Source organism: Amycolatopsis sp. NPDC114484, assembly GCF_055633755.1.
This window is the reverse complement of the sequence record NZ_JBVKDQ010000012.1, coordinates 120,019-136,331: the sequence shown is the minus strand read 5'-3', so window position 1 is coordinate 136,331 and position 16,313 is coordinate 120,019. Positions and strand designations below refer to the sequence as shown.

The following is a 16,313-nucleotide window of genomic DNA, read 5'->3' as shown; positions in this document are numbered from 1 at the left end:
GCTCAGAGCACCTCCCGAGGTAGGGTGAACGTCATTTCTTCCTCCGTCAGCGTGTTTTCCGCGACGCTGACCGGTCCCAATCCGCGCAGGGCCTCGACCGTTTCGGCGACGAGATGCGGCGGCGCCGACGCCCCCGCGGTCAGCCCGATCCGCCCGGCTCCGGCGAGCCGGCGCAGGTCGATGTCGGCGCATCCGTCCACGAGGACTGCCGGGGTTCCCTCCCGTTCGGAAACCTCCACCAGCCGGCGAGAGTTGGACGAATTCCCCGAACCCACCACCAGTACCAGGTCCGCTTCGTGCGCGATCGCGCGCAGCGCCTGCTGCCGGTTGGTGGTGGCGTAACAGATGTCGTCCTTGCGCGGTGCGGAAAGACCGGGGAATCGTTCGCGCAGCACGGACGCGATCTCTTCGGCCTCGTCGAGCGCCAGGGTCGTCTGCATGGTGTAGGCGGTCCGCGACGGGTCGCGCGCGGTGACCGTCCGGGCGGCCGCGACATCGCCGACGACCACCACATCGTCGGGTGCTTCTCCGACGGTGCCTTCGACTTCCTCGTGCTCGGCGTGTCCAATGAGGAACACCGTCTCGCCGCGCCCGCTGTAACGGCGGACTTCGTTGTGCACCTTGGTGACCAACGGACACGTCGCGTCCACTACGGACAGTCCGCGATCGGCTGCGGCACGCCGAACCGCCGGGGAGACCCCGTGGGCGGCGAACACGAGCGTCGAGCCTTCGGGAACCTCCTCCACCTCGTCCACGAACACCGCGCCGCGTCCCTGCAGCCGGTGCACGACGCGGGTGTTGTGCACGATCTGCCGACGCACGTATACCGGCGCACCGTGCTTCTCCAGCGCTCGCTCGACGATCTCGATCGCCCGCTCCACTCCGGCACAGAACGATCGCGGGCTAGCCAGCAGGACCGTTCGCGGACCCACCGCCTCGGCCCACGCAGTGAGCGCGGGAGCGGCCCGACGCAGACTCCGCAACCCTGCGAGTCCATTCGCGACCGTAGAAGGATGGAGCAGCGGTGCCCCGACAGTGTCCACAATGGCCCGAACGACCGCGAACGGTTCACCGCTAGCAGCAAGCCACGCAGACTCCATGTCGACCGCCAGCGCGCCGCTTAAAGCCAGTGAAGCCCGTTCGCGCTCTCGCACCACCTGCGAACTGCCGACCACCGGTCCTGGATGGACAGTGAGCCCAAGCCGCCGCAACGCACCCGCCAGAAACGGCGCGGACGGCACCGGCACCACGCCGGAAGGGCCGCGCACCTCAGTGGCGACCACGACATCCCCCGGCCGCACCTCCGGAGCGAGCCCGCCGCCGAGCCCCGCCACGATCCGCGGCCCGGACGGGAGCCGGGCCGCAGCGGCGGCGGCCCGGCGAGGCCCGAGTCCGATGTGGACCGTCCGCGGGCCGCGCAGCACAGCCTGCTCGATCCGCAACGGGGTGCAGACAATAGGTGTCATGACCCGCCCCGTACGTACCGGCCGAGCGCGGACAGCGGAAACACCACGCGGTATAGGTGATAAGACAGGTAAAAGTCGCCCGGGAACCCGGTTCCGGTGTGCTTGTCCTCGTCCCAGCCGCCGTCCGGACGCTGCCGTTCGCGCAGCCATTCGACACCCCGAGCGACCACTTCGGACTCCCGCTCCCCAGCCGCGAGCAGGGCCAGCAACGCCCACGCGGTCTGCGACGGCGTCGAATCACCGCGCCCGGCCCACGCCCGATCGTCGTACGACCGCAGATCCTCGCCCCACCCGCCGTCGTCGTTCTGGTGCTCCGCCAGCCATTTCACCGCACGCCGGATCCGCGGTGAAGTCCCGGGAATCCCGGTGGCTACCAACGCGGGCACGACCGCACCCGTGCCGTACACGTAATTCGCGCCCCATCGCCCGAACCACGAGCCGTCGTCCTCCTGGTTGTCCAGCAGCCATCGCACCCCGCGACGGCATTCGCGCGTGTCGGATTTCCCTTCCGCCGCCAGCATTTCGACCACGTGCGCGGTCACGTCCGCCGACGGCGGGTCGATCACCGCGCCGAAATCGCAGAATGGCAGTTTCGTCGTGAGCACCTGCGTGTTGTCCGCGTCGAACGCGCCCCACCCGCCGTCGCTCGACTGCATTCCCGCCAGCCAAGCCACGCTCCGGTCGACCGCCTCGCGGATCCGCAGGTGGTCCGGCTTGCCCATCCGCCGCAGCGCGAGCACCACCTCGGCGGTGTCGTCGGTGTCCGGGTAGCCGTCGTTGGCGAACTCGAACGCGAACCCGCCCGGCTGCAGCGAAGGCCGCCGCACCGCCCAGTCGCCGGACACCCGGATCTCCTCGCCCAGCATCCAATCGGCCGCACGGACCAGGGTTTCGTCGCCGGGGGAGACACCCGCGTCGAGCAGCGCGGTCATCGCCAGCGCGGTGTCCCACACCGGCGACTGGCACGCCTCGAGCCGCCGCACCCAGCCCTGGTCGGTCTTCTCCCGGATGGTGAACCCGTCCAGCCCGGCGATCCCGGCCTTGAGCGCGGGATGGTCGAGCGGGTAGCCGAGCAGGTGCAGCGCGAGGATCGAGTACACCCACGGCGGCTGGATCCCGCCCCACGAACCGTCGGCCTCCTGCCGCGCCAGGATCCACTCGGCCGCTTGTTTGAGCGCGAGCTTGCGCACCGGGTTGAGCGGCAGTTTCGCGTACGCGTGCAGTGCGGTGTCGAGGTTCTGGAACACGCCGTCCCACGTCCACGGCGCGCGCGTCTTCGGCGGCCGCTTGCCGGTGCGCAGTTCGTCCACGTCGAAGGGCAGCTTCCGCACCGAGCGCAGGGTGCCGACGATGGTCAGCGGCACCACGGTCTGCCGGGCCCAGCAGGCGAAGTCGTAGACGTTGAGCGGGAACCACGACGGCAGGAAGATCAGCTCCGGCGGCAGGCTCGGCAGGTCGTCCCAGGACCACTGGCCGACCATGGCGAGCCAGATCCGGGTGAACACCCGTGTCGCCTCGATCCCGCCGTGCTCGCGGATGTACTCCGCCGCCGAGGCAAGCCACGGCGCGTCCGCCGGATCGCCGGCCAGCCGGAGCGCGACCCACGCCTCGACCGTGGTGGACAGGTCGGCCGGGCCGTCCGGGAAGTTCGCCCAGGTGCCGTCCGCGCGCTGCTGCGAGCGGATCCAGCGCGCGGACTCCTCGGCGATCTGCGGGGTCAGGATGCCGAGGAAGTGCCGGAGCAGCAGGTCTTCGGCGTCCATCGTGACGTTGGTGGCGAGTTCGCCCTTCCACCATCCCGCGCGGTCCTGCTCGCGGCGCAGGAACTCGACCGCTGAGGTGACGGTGTCAGCAGCCGTGCGGGCGGCGGGCGCGGAGGTCCGGGGGAGGATCTGGGTCATCACGCTTCCCTTCCGGCGATGAAACGGGCGATCGAAACGAGGTCGGCGCGCGGGCCGGGCGGGATGGCGGCCAGAGCTTGCTCGGCGGTGGTGACGTGCCGAGCAGCTTCCGCGGTAGCCCATTCGCGGCCGCCCGCGTCGTCCACCAGCGCGGCGATCCGCGCGAGGTCGGTGTCGTCGTCCCCGGCGAGCCATTCGGCGAGCCGGCGGCCGGCCGCGCCGCCGTGCGTGGTCGCGTAGGTGATCGGCAGCGACTTCTTACGCGCTCGCAGGTCGGAGTACACCGATTTCCCGGTGACCGCCGGGTCGCCCCAGATGCCGAGCACGTCGTCGACGAGCTGGAACGCCAGTCCGATCTCCTCGCCGAACACGGCCAGCGCGTCGACCACCTCGGCGGGCGCACCGGCGAGCACCGCCCCGATCGCGGCGCTGGCGGACAGCAGCGCGCCGGTCTTCCCGGCGGCCATCGTCACGCATTCGGCGAGAGCGACGTCGTCGCGCTGCTCGAACGCGACGTCCAGGAACTGGCCGTGGATGAGCCTGCGCGTGGTTTCGGTGAGCAATCGACCAGCCGGGACCGCGTGCGGGGAACCGCTGTCCAGCACCACCTCCTGGGCGAGCGCGAGCATCGCGTCCCCGGTCAGGATCGCGCTCGCCGCGCCCCACAGCGCCCACACCGTCGGCCGGTGCCTGCGCTCGGTGTCGCCGTCCATCAGATCGTCGTGGACGAGCGAGAAGTTGTGCACCAGTTCCACCGCGACCGCTCCCGGCACGCCGGCCTCCACCGGCGCGCCCGCGGCCTGCGCGGACACCACGGCGAGCGCCGAACGCACGGCCTTGCCCCCGTTGCCCCGCACCGGCACGCCGTTCGGGTCGGTCCAGCCGAGGTGGTAGGCGCTGATCGCGCGGCTGGTGTCGTCCAGCCGGTCGACGGCGGCGCGCAACGCGGGCTGCACGACGTCGCGGGCGCTGCCGAGCACCGGCGGCGCCGCGGAGCGGACAGTTGTCGTCTTCGCGGCAGAAAAAACATCGGCGGTCATGCTCCGACTCCCTCCCTCTTACCGTTGTGCTGAAGAAGGGCGGCGGCCGCAGCGGCACCACTGCGCGCGGCGCCCTCCATCGTCGCGGGCCATCCAGTCGCGGTCCACGCGCCCGCCAGGTACAGCCCGGGCAGGGCGGTGCGCGCGGGCGGGCGCAGCGAGGCAGTGCCGGGACCGGGCCGGAACGTCGCGTGCCGCTCGCGGGTGACGAAGAAATCGAGCACCTTCGCGCCGCGCGCTTCGGGCAGCAGCGACAGCAGTTCGGGCAGCAACCGTTCGCGCAGTTTCGCGGTGGGCAGGTCGATTTGCGCGTCCGCGGCGGACAACGACATCGCGAGGTACTGCCCGGAGTCCAAACCGGACTGTCGCGTTCGGTCGAACACCCATTGCACCGGCGTGCGCACGCCCGCGACGAACGGTTCGTCGAGCACTTTGCGGTCGAGCACCACGTGCACGTTCACGATCGGCGAGCTGCCCAGTCCGCCGGACCATCCCGGCGGCAGCCCGATCGCCCCGGCGGGCGCGAGCTGTTCGGTCACCGGCGGGGGAGTGGCGAGGATGACCTGGCTGAACGTTTCCTCGCCGCGGTCGGTGCCGACCTGCCAGCCCTCGCTGACCGCGCGCACCTTCGTGCCGACCCGGACGTCCGCCCCGGCCTCGATCAACCGTTCGTGCGCCGGGTCGCCGTGCAATTCCCGCAACGGCACCAGCGACCATCCGATGTCGGCGGCGGCCGGATCGGTGAGCAGACCCTCCTGGAACACCGTCGCGGCGAGACTGAGCGACGCGTCGTCGGCAGTCGCGTTCAGCGTGGCCACGCCGACCAAATCCCACAACGCCTCGATCGCCGCCGCGCTTTGCCCGTGGCGGCGGAGCCATTCCCCGAAGGACTGGCGATCCGTGCGGTCCGACTTGGGGTCCACCCGGCGCAACGCGAGCGCGGCGAGCGCGAACCGCGCCCGGTCGAGCGGGCGCAGCGGGTCATAGCGCAGCAACGAGGTGGCCAGGTGCAGCGGCGCGGGCAGGTCGTCGCGGCGCAGCCAGGTCGGCTCGGCCGCGCCCGGCAGGCGGATCGGAATCTGCAGCCGCGGCTGCAGAGTCACTCGATCCGCGACGCCGAGCCGGTCGAGCAGCGCGCGATAAGCGGTGCAGCAGCGGAGGAACACGTGCTGTCCATTGTCGACTCGCAGCTCGCCGCGAGTGAACGAATGGGTGAGCCCGCCCAGATACGGTCGCGCCTCGAACAGCGTCACCGGCCGTCCGGCGTCGGCGCAGGCGAGTGCGGCGGCGATGCCCGCGAGCCCGCCGCCGACCACCGCGACCGGGGCGGTCATCGGCCGATCCCGGTCAGCGCCCGGAACGCGACCACCGCCTTTTCCCGGCCGGACAACGAAAGCCGCCGGTCGAACACACGCGCGGGCTGCTCGTCGATCCGGTCCAGCAGGGTGCGGTAGATGCCCGACATCGCCGTGCAGCACGCGGCACTGCGACCGTCCAAAGAGGGCACGAGCCGAAGGCCGCGGGAATACCAATCGCGAGCTCGCGCGGCGCTGTCGTGGATCAGCGCGGTCAGCCCGCCTTCGGGGTCGGCCAGCTTCCCGTCCGGCCCGACCGACAGCTCGACGCCGAACCGGTCGAGGTCCTCTTTGGGCAGATACACCCGGCCGTTGAGCAGGTCCTCGCGGATGTCGCGCAGGATGTTGGTCTGCTGCAAGGCGATTCCCAGCTCGTCGGCGTACACCGGCGCGTTCGGCTCGGGACGGCTGCCGAACACTCCGAGGCACAGCCGCCCGACCGAACCCGCCACGCAACGGCAGTACTCGACCAGCTCCTCGAACCGGACGTACTCGCGGCCGGTCACGTCCATCTCGACGCCGTCGAGCAATTCCTCGAACGCGCCCAGCGGAATCGGGTACCGGCGCGCCGCGTCGGCGACCGCGACGTACACCGGATCGGTGGTCGCGGACAGGTCGCCGAGCGATTTCCGCACCCCGGCGAGCCCTTGCAGCTTCGCCTCGGCGGTCGCCGCGGTGTCGTCGCCGATGTCGTCGATGATCCGGGCCAGCGCGTACACCGCGCACAGTGCCGCGCGTTTGTCCGGCGGCAGCAACCGGATTCCGTAGTAGAAGTTGCGGGCTTGTTCTTTGGTGACCGCCGCGCAGTGCGCGTAGGCCTCGTCCACCGTCGTCGCTGTCGTCATCCGGACCGCCTCCTCGTGCCGACTTGCAGCCACCCCAGCCAACTCAGCAGTCCGGCCCGGCTCGGCCGGACCGGCGCGGACAGCACGTCGCCGCCGCTCGCGTGCAGCGCGTCGACCGTCGCGAGCCCGCCGGCGAGGAAGCCGCTCACCGCGAACCGTCCCCAGCCGGACAGGCGCCCCAGCAAATCCGCGCCGCCGCCCAGGAAGGCGGCGGCGCGGCCGGTTTCCCACCGCATCAGCGCTTTCGTCCGGGGCGACGCGTGAGCGCCGCCCAATTCCTTCTCGGCCACGCCGAACTCGGCGAGATCCTCCTGCGGCAGGTACACCCGCCCGTTGCGGTAGTCCTCGCCGACGTCCTGCCAGTGCTCCACCAGTTGCAGCCCGGTGCAGATCCGGTCGGACAGTTCCCGGGCGGCCGGATCGTCCACTCCGAGCAGGTCGAGCACGATGCGCCCGACCGGGTCGGCGGAAAGCTGGCAGTACGCCAGCAAGTCCGCGAACACCGGATAACGGTGCACCCGCTGGTCTTGGATGTTCGCCTGGACCAGCCGCTGGAACGGTTCCTCGGTCAGCCGTCCGGCGCGGATCGCCGGGAGAAGTCCACGGACAGCGGGATCTTCCGGTTCCCCGTTGCCGAAAGCCGCGGACAGGTCCGCCGAGAAGGTTTCGAGCTGCGCGACCCGGTCGCCCTCGGCCTCGTCCCCCAGATCGTCCACAGTGCGCGCGACGGAATAGACCGCGACCAGGTCGGCGCGCAGCTTTTCCGGCAGCACCCGAAGGGCCACCGGGAAGTTTTCCGCGCGCCGTTTCTCCCGCAGCCCGGATGGCTCCGGAGCGTTACGGACTGCCGAGGTTGATCTCATCCCCGCCAGTGTCGCGCCCCCGGTCGGGCGGCTTCTGCCGCCGGAAGACGAATTTCGCTGGCTTCGACTTGGCACGAGAGGCCAAAGTGGGGACAGGATGTCCCAAGGCGACCCGAGGACCGCAGCCTGCGACGGAAGGACTCCCGGACACATGGGACCAGATCAGGTGACCCGGCTTGACGAACTGGAGAGGGTGGTGACCCGCCGGCTGCCCGCCATGCTCAACGAGGTCCGCGACCAGCTCGCGGACGAGCATCCCGACTACGCGGAGTTCCTTACCGAAGAACTCGCCGACCTCGTCGCCGCCAGCGCGGGATTCGTCCGGCGGCTGATCGCCATGGCGGCCGAGCCCGACGAACGGCTGCCGGAACTGGGGTCCGGCGTCGAGCAGACGGTGTTCGAGGAAATCGGGCGTGCGCAATACCGGCAGGGCAGGCGCGTCACGAGCCTGCTGTCCGCCTATCGGGTGGGCGCGCGCGTGGCGTGGCGGCACGTTTCGGAAGCCGCGCTCGATCTCGACGTGCCCGCCGAACTGTTCGCCTCGCTCGCCACCACCGTGTTCGCTCTGGTGGACCAGCTTTCCGAATCCTCGCTGCGCGGTTATCTGCAGGAGCAATCCGACGCGGTGCGCGCGCGGGAGCGGCTGCGCGACGAACTGACCGCGCTGCTGCTGTCGGACCGCGCGGACAAGGCCGCCGTTCGCGCCGCCGCGCTGCGTGCGGAGTGGCGGTTGCCGAAGCACGCCGCGGTCGTGCTGGTGGAGGACGACAACGAGCTGGGCCGGGAATTGGTGTTCCGGCTCGAAGACAGCTGCCTGCGGCTGCGCCGCCCCGGAGCGGTGGTGGCGATCGTGCCGGACCCAGGCGGCCCCGGCCGGCGCGCGTGGCTGGCTCGCGCGCTGCGCGGGGGCGGAGCGGTGGTCGGCGCGACGGTGCCGCTCGACCGGCTCCCGGCCAGCCTGCGCATCGCCGAGGTGACCGCGCGCTTGCGCCGCGACCACCTGCTCAGCGACGATCCCGTGTTCGCCGACGAGCATCTCGACGCGATCATCGTGCACCGCGACGACCGGCTGCTCGACGTGCTGCGAAGACAAGCCCTTGCCCCGCTTGACGAGCTGAACGAATCCGCGCGGGAACGCCTGTCCACCACGCTCACGTCCTGGCTGCTGCATCTGGGCGACCGCAAAGCGGTGGCGGAGGATCTGCACATCCACCCGCAGACGGTGTCCTACCGGCTCGGCCGCCTGCACGACCTGTTCGGACCGTCGCTCGACGACCCGGCCGTGCGCGCGACGCTGGTGCTGGCGCTGGCCTGGGGGCCGCCCGGCGAGACCGACGAAACCGCCTGATCGGGGAAATTCCCTGATGCGGCAGCACAGTGGACATGCTTGGGTCTCACCAGGAACCCGGGGAGGAGGTTCGCGTGGACCCGTCAGCTTTCGGCACCGAAGCGTGCCGCGAGCGCGCGGTACAGGCCGGGTGCCGCGCCGCGCAGCGCGACGGGGAGGCGCAGCCAGCGCGGCACGTAGTAGTCACCCGGATGCGCGGCGGCGCGCAACACGGCGGCGGCCACGCGTTCGGCGCTCACTGGCCGGGGCGTGCTGCGGGTGTAGGGACGGCCGCGGCGTTCGAAGAATTCCGTGCGCACCACACCGGGAACTACGATTCCGACCGTGATTCCGGTTCCGTGCAACTCGAATCGGAGGCTGTCGGCGAAAGCGTCCACACCGGACTTCGCCGCGGCGTACACCGCCTCTCCGGCAACGCCGGTGCGTCCGGCGATCGACGAGACGAAAACGATCTGCCCGCGGTCGCGTTCGAGCATCGCGGGCAGCAGCGCGCGGGTCAGGTCGAGCGGCGCTGTCAGGTTCACCGCGACCAGATGCCGCAGCTGGTCCCCGGACAGTTCCGGCAGGGGACCGGCCCAGCCGACGCCCGCGTTGTTGACGAGCAGATCCACCGATCCGGTGATCGCCAGCGCGCGTTCGGCGAGCTCCGCCGCGGCGTCGGGGTTAGCGAGGTCGGCGGCGAGCGCGGTGCCGCCGGTTTCCTGGGCGAGAACGGCCAGCCGGTCCTCGTCCCGGCCGTGCAGCAGCACATGGACGCCGGAGCGGGCGAGCTGCCGGGCGGTGGCGGCTCCGATGCCGGACGACGCGCCGGTGACGAGTGCGGTGCGGGCCATCAGGCAGCGGGCAGCGCGGCCGGACGGTGGCCCATGCGCAGCGTGATGCCCGCCGAACGCAGCGAACGGCGGAACCACCACAGCGAACCGGCGATGGCCAGCCCGATGATCGAATACGAGCCCGCGGTGCTCACCATGAGGAAGTTGCCGACGGTTTCGCGCGCGAGCATCAGCAGCGTCACGCCGCCGTTCACCGCGAACACCAGACCCCACAGCACCGACACGCGCTGGAAGAACCTTCGCATTCCGGGATGTCCGGACAGCGTTTCCGGGAATGCGCAGAAATCGCCCGCCAGTCGCGCGAGCAGCGGTTTGTTGAACGGCGCGGAGATCAGGAACAGGCTGGCGACGAGGAAATTCTGTAGAGTCGGCTGCAGGAAGTACAGGAAAGCGCTGCCGGTGGCCAGGCCCAGCACAGTGCGCGCGACCAGCAGAGCCGTGGTCAGCAGCAGCACGGCGGGGATTTTCTTGCGCAGCGCCAGCCGGGCGCCCACCACGGCGACCGACCAGCAGAGCGCGGCGATGACCCCGCTGTCGAAGCTCACCAGGGTCAGCAGGAGATAGAACAGGCCGGCCGGGACCAGCGTCGACTCCAGCAGGTGCCGGCCCCCGCCCACGACGAGGTTGCGGAACGAGGGGAGGTCGATCGTATGGGGGTGTCGCATGCGGGTTCTGCTGCCTCCGGTGCCAACCGGGCGACTCGGCCTCGGACAAGGCTCGAGCATAAGCACGGGGGATGGGGACGGTGTGAGGTGAAGAGTCCGTGACAGTTACGGGGATGTCGCTGGTCGTGGCTGTCCCCGCCGCCGTCGCCGGCGCGGCGTGCATGGGACTCGCGAGCGCAGCGCAGGCCAGGGCGACCAAAGAAGTGGAAACCGGCAAGCCGCTCGATCTGACGCTCTTCAAGCGGCTCGTCGGACGCCCATTGTGGCTCATCGGGATCGCCGCGACCATCCTGGGGCTCGTCCTGCAGCTCGTGGCGCTCGCGTTCGGGCCGTTGCTGCTGGTCCAGCCGCTGCTCGTGACGTCGCTCATGTTCGCCGGGCTCGCGTCCGCGCGGCTGGAGCGCCGCCGTCCGGACCGCACGATGAGTCTCGGCGGATTGCTGTGCGTGGCCGGGCTCGCCGCGTTCCTCGTGGTCGCCCGGCCGAGCGGCAACAGCGAGACGCTCGTCAGCGGCGGCGACCTGCTGCCGCTCGGCATCGCGCTCGCGGTGGTGACGCTGGCCTCGCTTGTTGTTGCCGCGTCAACGAATTCCGGATCTTGGCGGGTCCTCGGGCTGGCGGTCGCCACCGGCGTGCTGTACGGCCTCACCGCCGGGTTGATGAAGGTGGTCGCCGGCCAGTTCCGCGTCGGGATCGACGAACCGTTCCGGCACTGGACGCTGTATCTGGTGTGCGTCGTGGGGCCGCTGGGATTCCTGTTGAGCCAGAACACGTTCCAGCAGGGCCGGTTCCTGACGCCAGCGCTCGCCGTGATCACCGCGCTGGATCCGCTGGTCGGCGTCGCGATCGGGTTGTCGTGGATGGGCGAATCGGCCGACGGGAGGCCGCTCGCGCTGTTCGGAGAGGCGCTGGCCGGGCTGGTGATCGTGGTCGGGATCGCGCTGCTGTCCACGCGCGCGTCGCATTTGTCGGCGGAATCGGAAATGCCGCCCGCCGAAGAGGAGAACGCGCCGGACGAGCCCGGCGAACGGCCTGATTCGGACCCGGACGACGGGTACGGCCTCGCCGGGACCGCTTGCTAGCGAAAAGGGGGGAAGCGCTGGTGCGCGTGCTGATCGTGTCCGCGAACATGGGGCAGGGGCACAACGCCACGGGGCGCGCGCTCGAGGACGCGGTGCGGGAGCGCTGGCCGGACGCGACCGTCGCGTGGCTCAACGCCCTCGAACGGCTCGGTCCCGGTTTCGAGGGGCTTTTCCAGCGGATCTACGTCGCCAATGTGGAAAGCGTGCCGTGGCTTTACGAGTTCTTCTACGGCGCGATCTGGCGGATTCCGTGGTTCGCCGCCGCGTCCCGGTGGTTCACGGCCTCGTGGTGCGGGCGGCGGCTCGCGAAACCGGTCGCCGAATTCGCGCCGGACCTGGTGCTGTCGACGTATCCGATGGGCACCGCCGGCCTGGCCTGGCTGCGCCGCCGGGGAAAGCTCCCGGTGCCGATCGGCGCGTGGGTTTCGGACTTCGCGCCGCATCCGTTCTGGGTTTACGGCGCGGCCGATCTCACCATGGTGATGCACGACGTCGCGGTCGCGCCCGCGCTGCGCTCGTCGCCGTCGGCGCACGTCGGGGTGTCCGCGCCGCCGGTGCGCGCGGTGTTCCGGCCCGGCGACCAGACGGCCGCGCGCCACGAACTGGAACTGCCGCCGGACGCGTTCGTCCCGCTGGTTTCGTGCGGGTCGCTGGGTTTCGGCGAAATCGAGACGACGGTGCGGGAATTGCTGGCGGCGGATCCGTCGGTCGTGCCGATCGCGATCTGCGGGCGCAACGACGCCGTGGCCGCCCGGTTGCGGGCGCTGGGCGAACCGCGGTTGCGCGTGGTCGGGTGGACGGACCAGCCGGAGGTCTACACGCTGGCGGCGGACGTCGTGGTGACGAACGCGGGCGGGGCGACGTCGCTGGAGGCGCTGGCGTGCGGGCGGCCGGTGCTGATGCACCACCCGATCGCCGCGCACGGCAAGGCCAACGCCCGGTTGATGGCCGCGGCCGGGCTCGCCCTGGTGTCCACAAAGGACGGTGAGCTGGCGGAGACGGTGCGGGGCCTGCTGGCCGAACCGGAGCGGCTCAAGGAAATGGCGGAAGCGGTCGCCCGGCATTGCGAGACGGCCACTCCGCTGGGGACGGCGCTGGAATCGCTCGTTTCCGCGCCGCTGAACCCTCCGACGCAACGACTCCGGCCGGAGGACGCGCTGTTCGCGCACGTGGCCACTCCGGAGGTGCCGCAGCAGGTCGGGGCGGTGCTGCTGTTCGACCCCAAGGCGGACGGCACGCCGGTCACCCATGCGGACGCCGAACATCTGCTGGCGGCGACGCCGGGTTTGCGGACGCGGCTGCTGCCAGGCAGCGGGTTGTGGCGGGCGCGGTGGCAGGAGGACACCGGGCGGACGTCGGCGGATGTGCTGACGTCGGCGCGGGTCGGTCCGGACGCGCCGTTGGACGCGGCTTTGACGCGGGAGATGGACGCGTTCTTCTCGGAACCGGTGTCGCCGGAACGACCGGTGCGGGCGCGGCTGGTGACCGGGATCGAGGGGGAGCAGGGGGCGTTGCTGATCGCGCTGCACCATGCGGCCAGCGACGGGATCGCGGTGATCAGTGCGCTGGTGGGGCAGGCTCGGGGGAAGGAACCGCTGGTGCCGGTGGCGGCGCCTCGGCGGAGGGGGAGCCGTCTCCGCGCCGTATGGGGTGCGGTGAATGACGGCTCCGTTGAGGGTGGCGGCGGGGGCGTGGACGGAGCACCCAATGCCACATCGGGGTGCACCAGATCTCGACCCGAGCGGAGCGCGGTGCGGGCGGGACTCGCCCGGCTGGCGGCACCGGTCCGCGAGGTGCTCGCTCGGGTGGCGGGTCCGGGGTGGCACGGACTCGAAGGGCCAGTGGAATCGGCCGAGGGCGCCGCCGAGCCCGCTCACCCGAAACCCAGCCCAGGCGGCAAAACCCGCCACCAAGCCACCGATCTCGCCCGCGGCGTCTGGGCCCTCGCCCGAGCCGGTGCCGCGCCCCGGGTCCAGTGGGACAAGCGCATCGACGACCCTCAGCGGCATTTCGCGCGCGCTCACCTCTCCGCCCCCGAGGTCCGGAAAGCCGCGCGGCGGGCGGCGGTGCCGACGACCAACCTCGTCCTCGCGCTCGTCGCCGAGGCCTTGCACCGCGAACTGGGCGGGACCGCTCCGGAGCGGCTCCGGGTGCTGATTCCGATGTCGGTCCGCGACACCGGGACCTTCCGTCAGCTCGGCAACCACACCGGCGCGGCTTCGGTGGACCTGCCGACCGGCGCGATGTCCCTCTCCGAGCGCGTGCGGGCGACGGACCGGATGCTGTCCGACCAGGTCGGCCGCGGCGCGCCCCGTGCGGGCAACGCGGTCGTGCGCGTCCTCGGGATCCTGCCTCCGGCGCTGCACCGCCGGGCGGCCAAACTCGTCTACCGCGGCACGTGGTTCAGCGTCATCGCCTCGGTGCTTCCCGGCGCGCGGTCGCCGGTGGTGCTCAACGGCGCGCTCGTCCGCACGGTGTACCCGGTCTTGTCGCTGGCCCCCGGCGTTCCGGTGGCGGTCGGCGTCATGACGTGGGCCGACCGGTTCACCGTCTGCATCACGGTGCCTGCCGGGCAAAACGAGCGCGGCGATCGGCTGGCGGCCGCGGTCGTGGAGGCGTTCGGCCGGGTGTAGTCACAGCGAGAAGTGCGTGCGCGGACGGGGGAGAAGTTCGCCGTCTACTTCGATGTCCACCGTCTCGTTGTAGAACGCCACCAATCCGGCGATCGGCTGGACTGCCGCGGCGGGGTAGGCGTACGTCCAGGCGAGGTGCTCGTGCAGGACGTCGCCGACGCGGACGGACCAGTAGCCGGACGTCTCGCCTTTGTACGGACAGGCGGTGACCATGTCCGGTTCGGCGACGAGGTGCGTGAAATCGACTTCGGTGCGGTTGAAGTAATACCGCGTCGGGAGGCCGGTTTCGAACAACAGCACCGGTGACGCCGATTCCGCCAAAGTCACCTCGTTGAGCGCTACTCGGACGTGCCGGGTCGAGCGCAACGCGTCCACCCGCGTGTACGGGTTGCGCGGGTGGACGAAAACCTGTTCGTCCTCTTCGAACCAGGCGTCCAGTGCGTCCCAGGCGAACCGGACGTGTCCGGGCAGGACAGAGTCGTTTACCCAAGCGGCAGCAGGCTTTTCGACCTCGCCGACGTGCAGCGTGTGCCGCCGGGCCGGGCCGTCGATCTCGTCCTCGGGTACGAGCGCGCCGGAGAGAACGTCGTCGACGGGGAAGTAGAACTGCGGATAATAGGGCCATTCCCAGACGTATTTGGCCCGCGTACTGTCCACAATGGTCTTCCCGGCGAGCACTCCGCGCACTCGCCGGGGGACCGGTTCCACGTGTCCGGTTTCGACTGCTGCCGCTGGATAATCGGTCATGGTCAGCCGCGCTTCGGGAGTTTCCAGCCAGGACGCGGGAAGTGGCAGGTGTACCCGTGCGGGTAGCGCTGGAGGTAGTCCTGGTGCTCCGGCTCCGCCTCCCAGAAGTCGCCGGCCGCGGTCACCTCGGTGACGACTTTGCCGGGCCAGAGGCCGGAGGCGTCGACGTCGGCGATGGTGTCTTCGGCGATCTGTTTCTGTTCGTCGGTGGTGTAGAAGATGGCGGAGCGGTAGCTGGCGCCGATGTCGTTGCCTTGGCGGTTTTTGGTGCTGGGGTCGTGGACCTGGAAGAAGAATTCGAGCAGGGCGCGGAAGTCGGTCCGGGCGGGGTCGTAGGTGACTTCGATGGTTTCGGCGTGGGTGCCGTGGTTGCGGTAGGTGGCGTGGGGGATGTCGCCGCCGCTGTAGCCGACGCGGGTGCCGGTCACGCCGGGCTGGTGGCGGAACAGCTCCTCCATGCCCCAGAAACACCCGCCGGCCAGGATCGCTTTTTCCGTCATTTCCTTCTCTCCCATCGCGGATTCCGTGTACAGGATGACGCTGCGGCGCCGGTCGCTATTCCGGTCGGCCGGGGCCTGGTCAGAACTCCGTAATATCTCCCTCCGCCGCGGCCGCGACGAACAGTTCCAGCAGCGTCCGCAGGGCCTGCGACGGCGGGCGCTTCGCGGAGACGACGACAGTGAGCGGCCAGGTCAGCGACGTGCCGGCGAGGGGGATCGACACGACGCCCGGCATGGTCAGCCGGGCGGTGCCGGGCAGGACGGCGACGCCGAGCCCGGCGGCGACGTAGCGCGGGACGGTCCGCAGGTCGGCGACCTCGGCGGCCACCCGGCGCGAAAGCCCGAGTGTGGCGAACTCGCGGTCGACCGCCAACCGGTTCCCGAAGCCGCGCGGGCAGTCGACGAACAGTTCGCCGTCCAGTTCCGGCAGCTTGACCGACTCGCGCTCGGCGAGCGGATGGCTTTCCGGCAGCACGGCGTAGTACCGCACGCTGGCCAGTTGCGTCGCGTCCAGGCCGCCCAGTTCCGCCCGGGAGAGGCCGAGCAGCGCGACGTCGAGCCGGCCGTGGCGGACGTCGTCGGCGAGGCCGGACGACCCGGTGAGGGACACCGTCAGATGCAGGTCGACCAGCGGGTGCCTGCGGTGGAACGCGCCGAGCAGCATTGGCAGATCGAACGCGTTCATGCTGGTCAGCGTGCCGATCCGGAGGCTCCCGCGCAGGCCGGCGGACGCTTGCTGCACCACCTCGCGGGCGCGCTCCACCGATTCCAGCGCCGCTTTCGCCTCGGGCAGGAAGAGCGCGCCCGCGGTGGACAGCGCGACCCGGCGGGTGGACCGGTCGAACAGCGTCGCGCCGAGGTCGGCTTCCAGGGCGCGGATCGTCGCCGAGACCGTGGACTGGGTGGCGAACAGCCGCTGTGCCGCCCGCGTGAAGCTCAGCTCCTCGGCGACCGCGACGAAGAACTCCAGCTGGCGTGTCTCCATCGCCTAATTATCGCTGATCCAGATAACTCTGACCAAGACTTTTCGTTGGA

At 70.8% G+C, this 16,313-nt stretch carries 14 protein-coding genes; 3 read left to right on the top strand and 11 right to left on the bottom strand.

Annotated features, from left to right (window positions below):
- Window positions 1–2 precede the first annotated feature (2 nt).
- Genes ispH through hpnC form a run of 6 tightly spaced genes read right to left on the bottom strand, consistent with a single transcriptional unit; the run spans window position 3 to window position 7,470 of the window.
- Window positions 3–1,466 (bottom strand): 4-hydroxy-3-methylbut-2-enyl diphosphate reductase, encoded by a 1,464-nt coding sequence (gene ispH / locus ACZ7SW_RS27550; protein ID WP_470233254.1) that lies wholly within the window; start codon window positions 1,464–1,466, stop codon window positions 3–5.
- On the bottom strand, window positions 1,463–3,367 hold the full coding sequence (shc, locus tag ACZ7SW_RS27545) for a squalene--hopene cyclase (RefSeq protein ID WP_470233253.1): 1,905 nt from the start codon (window positions 3,365–3,367) through the stop codon (window positions 1,463–1,465). The genes ispH and shc overlap by 4 nt, the downstream gene beginning before the upstream one ends.
- Window positions 3,367–4,407, bottom strand: coding sequence for a polyprenyl synthetase family protein (locus ACZ7SW_RS27540; protein WP_470233252.1), 1,041 nt, complete (start codon window positions 4,405–4,407; stop codon window positions 3,367–3,369). The genes shc and ACZ7SW_RS27540 overlap by 1 nt, the downstream gene beginning before the upstream one ends.
- Window positions 4,404–5,741 (bottom strand): hydroxysqualene dehydroxylase HpnE, encoded by a 1,338-nt coding sequence (gene hpnE / locus ACZ7SW_RS27535; RefSeq protein ID WP_470233251.1) that lies wholly within the window; start codon window positions 5,739–5,741, stop codon window positions 4,404–4,406. The genes ACZ7SW_RS27540 and hpnE overlap by 4 nt, the downstream gene beginning before the upstream one ends.
- Window positions 5,738–6,607 (bottom strand): presqualene diphosphate synthase HpnD, encoded by an 870-nt coding sequence (gene hpnD, locus ACZ7SW_RS27530; RefSeq protein WP_470233250.1) that lies wholly within the window; start codon window positions 6,605–6,607, stop codon window positions 5,738–5,740. Before hpnD ends, hpnE begins: the two co-directional genes overlap by 4 nt.
- A complete protein-coding gene (hpnC, locus tag ACZ7SW_RS27525) occupies window positions 6,604–7,470 on the bottom strand; it encodes a squalene synthase HpnC (protein WP_470233249.1) in 867 nt (288 codons plus the stop codon). Before hpnC ends, hpnD begins: the two co-directional genes overlap by 4 nt.
- 151 nt (window positions 7,471–7,621) lie before the next feature.
- Here hpnC and ACZ7SW_RS27520 point away from each other — a divergent pair, with 151 nt between their 5' ends.
- Window positions 7,622–8,818: a PucR family transcriptional regulator gene (locus tag ACZ7SW_RS27520; RefSeq protein WP_470233248.1), complete on the top strand. Its 1,197-nt coding sequence runs from the start codon at window positions 7,622–7,624 to the stop codon at window positions 8,816–8,818.
- A gap of 83 nt (window positions 8,819–8,901) precedes the next feature.
- On the opposite strand, the gene ACZ7SW_RS27515 is transcribed toward ACZ7SW_RS27520, so the two are convergent.
- Both ACZ7SW_RS27515 and ACZ7SW_RS27510 read right to left on the bottom strand, forming a co-directional pair.
- Complete coding sequence (locus ACZ7SW_RS27515; RefSeq protein WP_470233247.1) at window positions 8,902–9,651, bottom strand: SDR family NAD(P)-dependent oxidoreductase; 750 nt, start codon at window positions 9,649–9,651, stop codon at window positions 8,902–8,904.
- Window positions 9,651–10,316 (bottom strand): VC0807 family protein, encoded by a 666-nt coding sequence (locus tag ACZ7SW_RS27510; protein WP_470233246.1) that lies wholly within the window; start codon window positions 10,314–10,316, stop codon window positions 9,651–9,653. Before ACZ7SW_RS27510 ends, ACZ7SW_RS27515 begins: the two co-directional genes overlap by 1 nt.
- A 98-nt stretch (window positions 10,317–10,414) precedes the next feature.
- Here ACZ7SW_RS27510 and ACZ7SW_RS27505 point away from each other — a divergent pair, with 98 nt between their 5' ends.
- Window positions 10,415–11,398, top strand: coding sequence for a DMT family transporter (locus tag ACZ7SW_RS27505; protein WP_470233245.1), 984 nt, complete (start codon window positions 10,415–10,417; stop codon window positions 11,396–11,398).
- A gap of 20 nt (window positions 11,399–11,418) precedes the next feature.
- Window positions 11,419–14,031, top strand: a complete 2,613-nt coding sequence (locus ACZ7SW_RS27500; protein WP_470233244.1) for an MGDG synthase family glycosyltransferase — start codon at window positions 11,419–11,421, stop codon at window positions 14,029–14,031.
- On the opposite strand, the gene ACZ7SW_RS27495 is transcribed toward ACZ7SW_RS27500, so the two are convergent.
- The 3 genes from ACZ7SW_RS27495 to ACZ7SW_RS27485 all read right to left on the bottom strand — a co-directional run bounded on the left by ACZ7SW_RS27495 (window position 14,032) and on the right by ACZ7SW_RS27485 (window position 16,263).
- Window positions 14,032–14,778, bottom strand: coding sequence for a DUF427 domain-containing protein (locus tag ACZ7SW_RS27495; RefSeq protein ID WP_470233243.1), 747 nt, complete (start codon window positions 14,776–14,778; stop codon window positions 14,032–14,034).
- A 2-nt stretch (window positions 14,779–14,780) separates the two neighbouring features.
- Entirely contained in the window at window positions 14,781–15,278 is a 498-nt protein-coding gene (gene msrA / locus ACZ7SW_RS27490; protein WP_470233389.1) for a peptide-methionine (S)-S-oxide reductase MsrA, read from the bottom strand.
- Window positions 15,279–15,357: 79 nt separating this feature from the next.
- Entirely contained in the window at window positions 15,358–16,263 is a 906-nt protein-coding gene (locus ACZ7SW_RS27485) for a LysR family transcriptional regulator (RefSeq protein ID WP_470233242.1), read from the bottom strand.
- Between the last annotated feature and the right edge of the window lie 50 nt (window positions 16,264–16,313).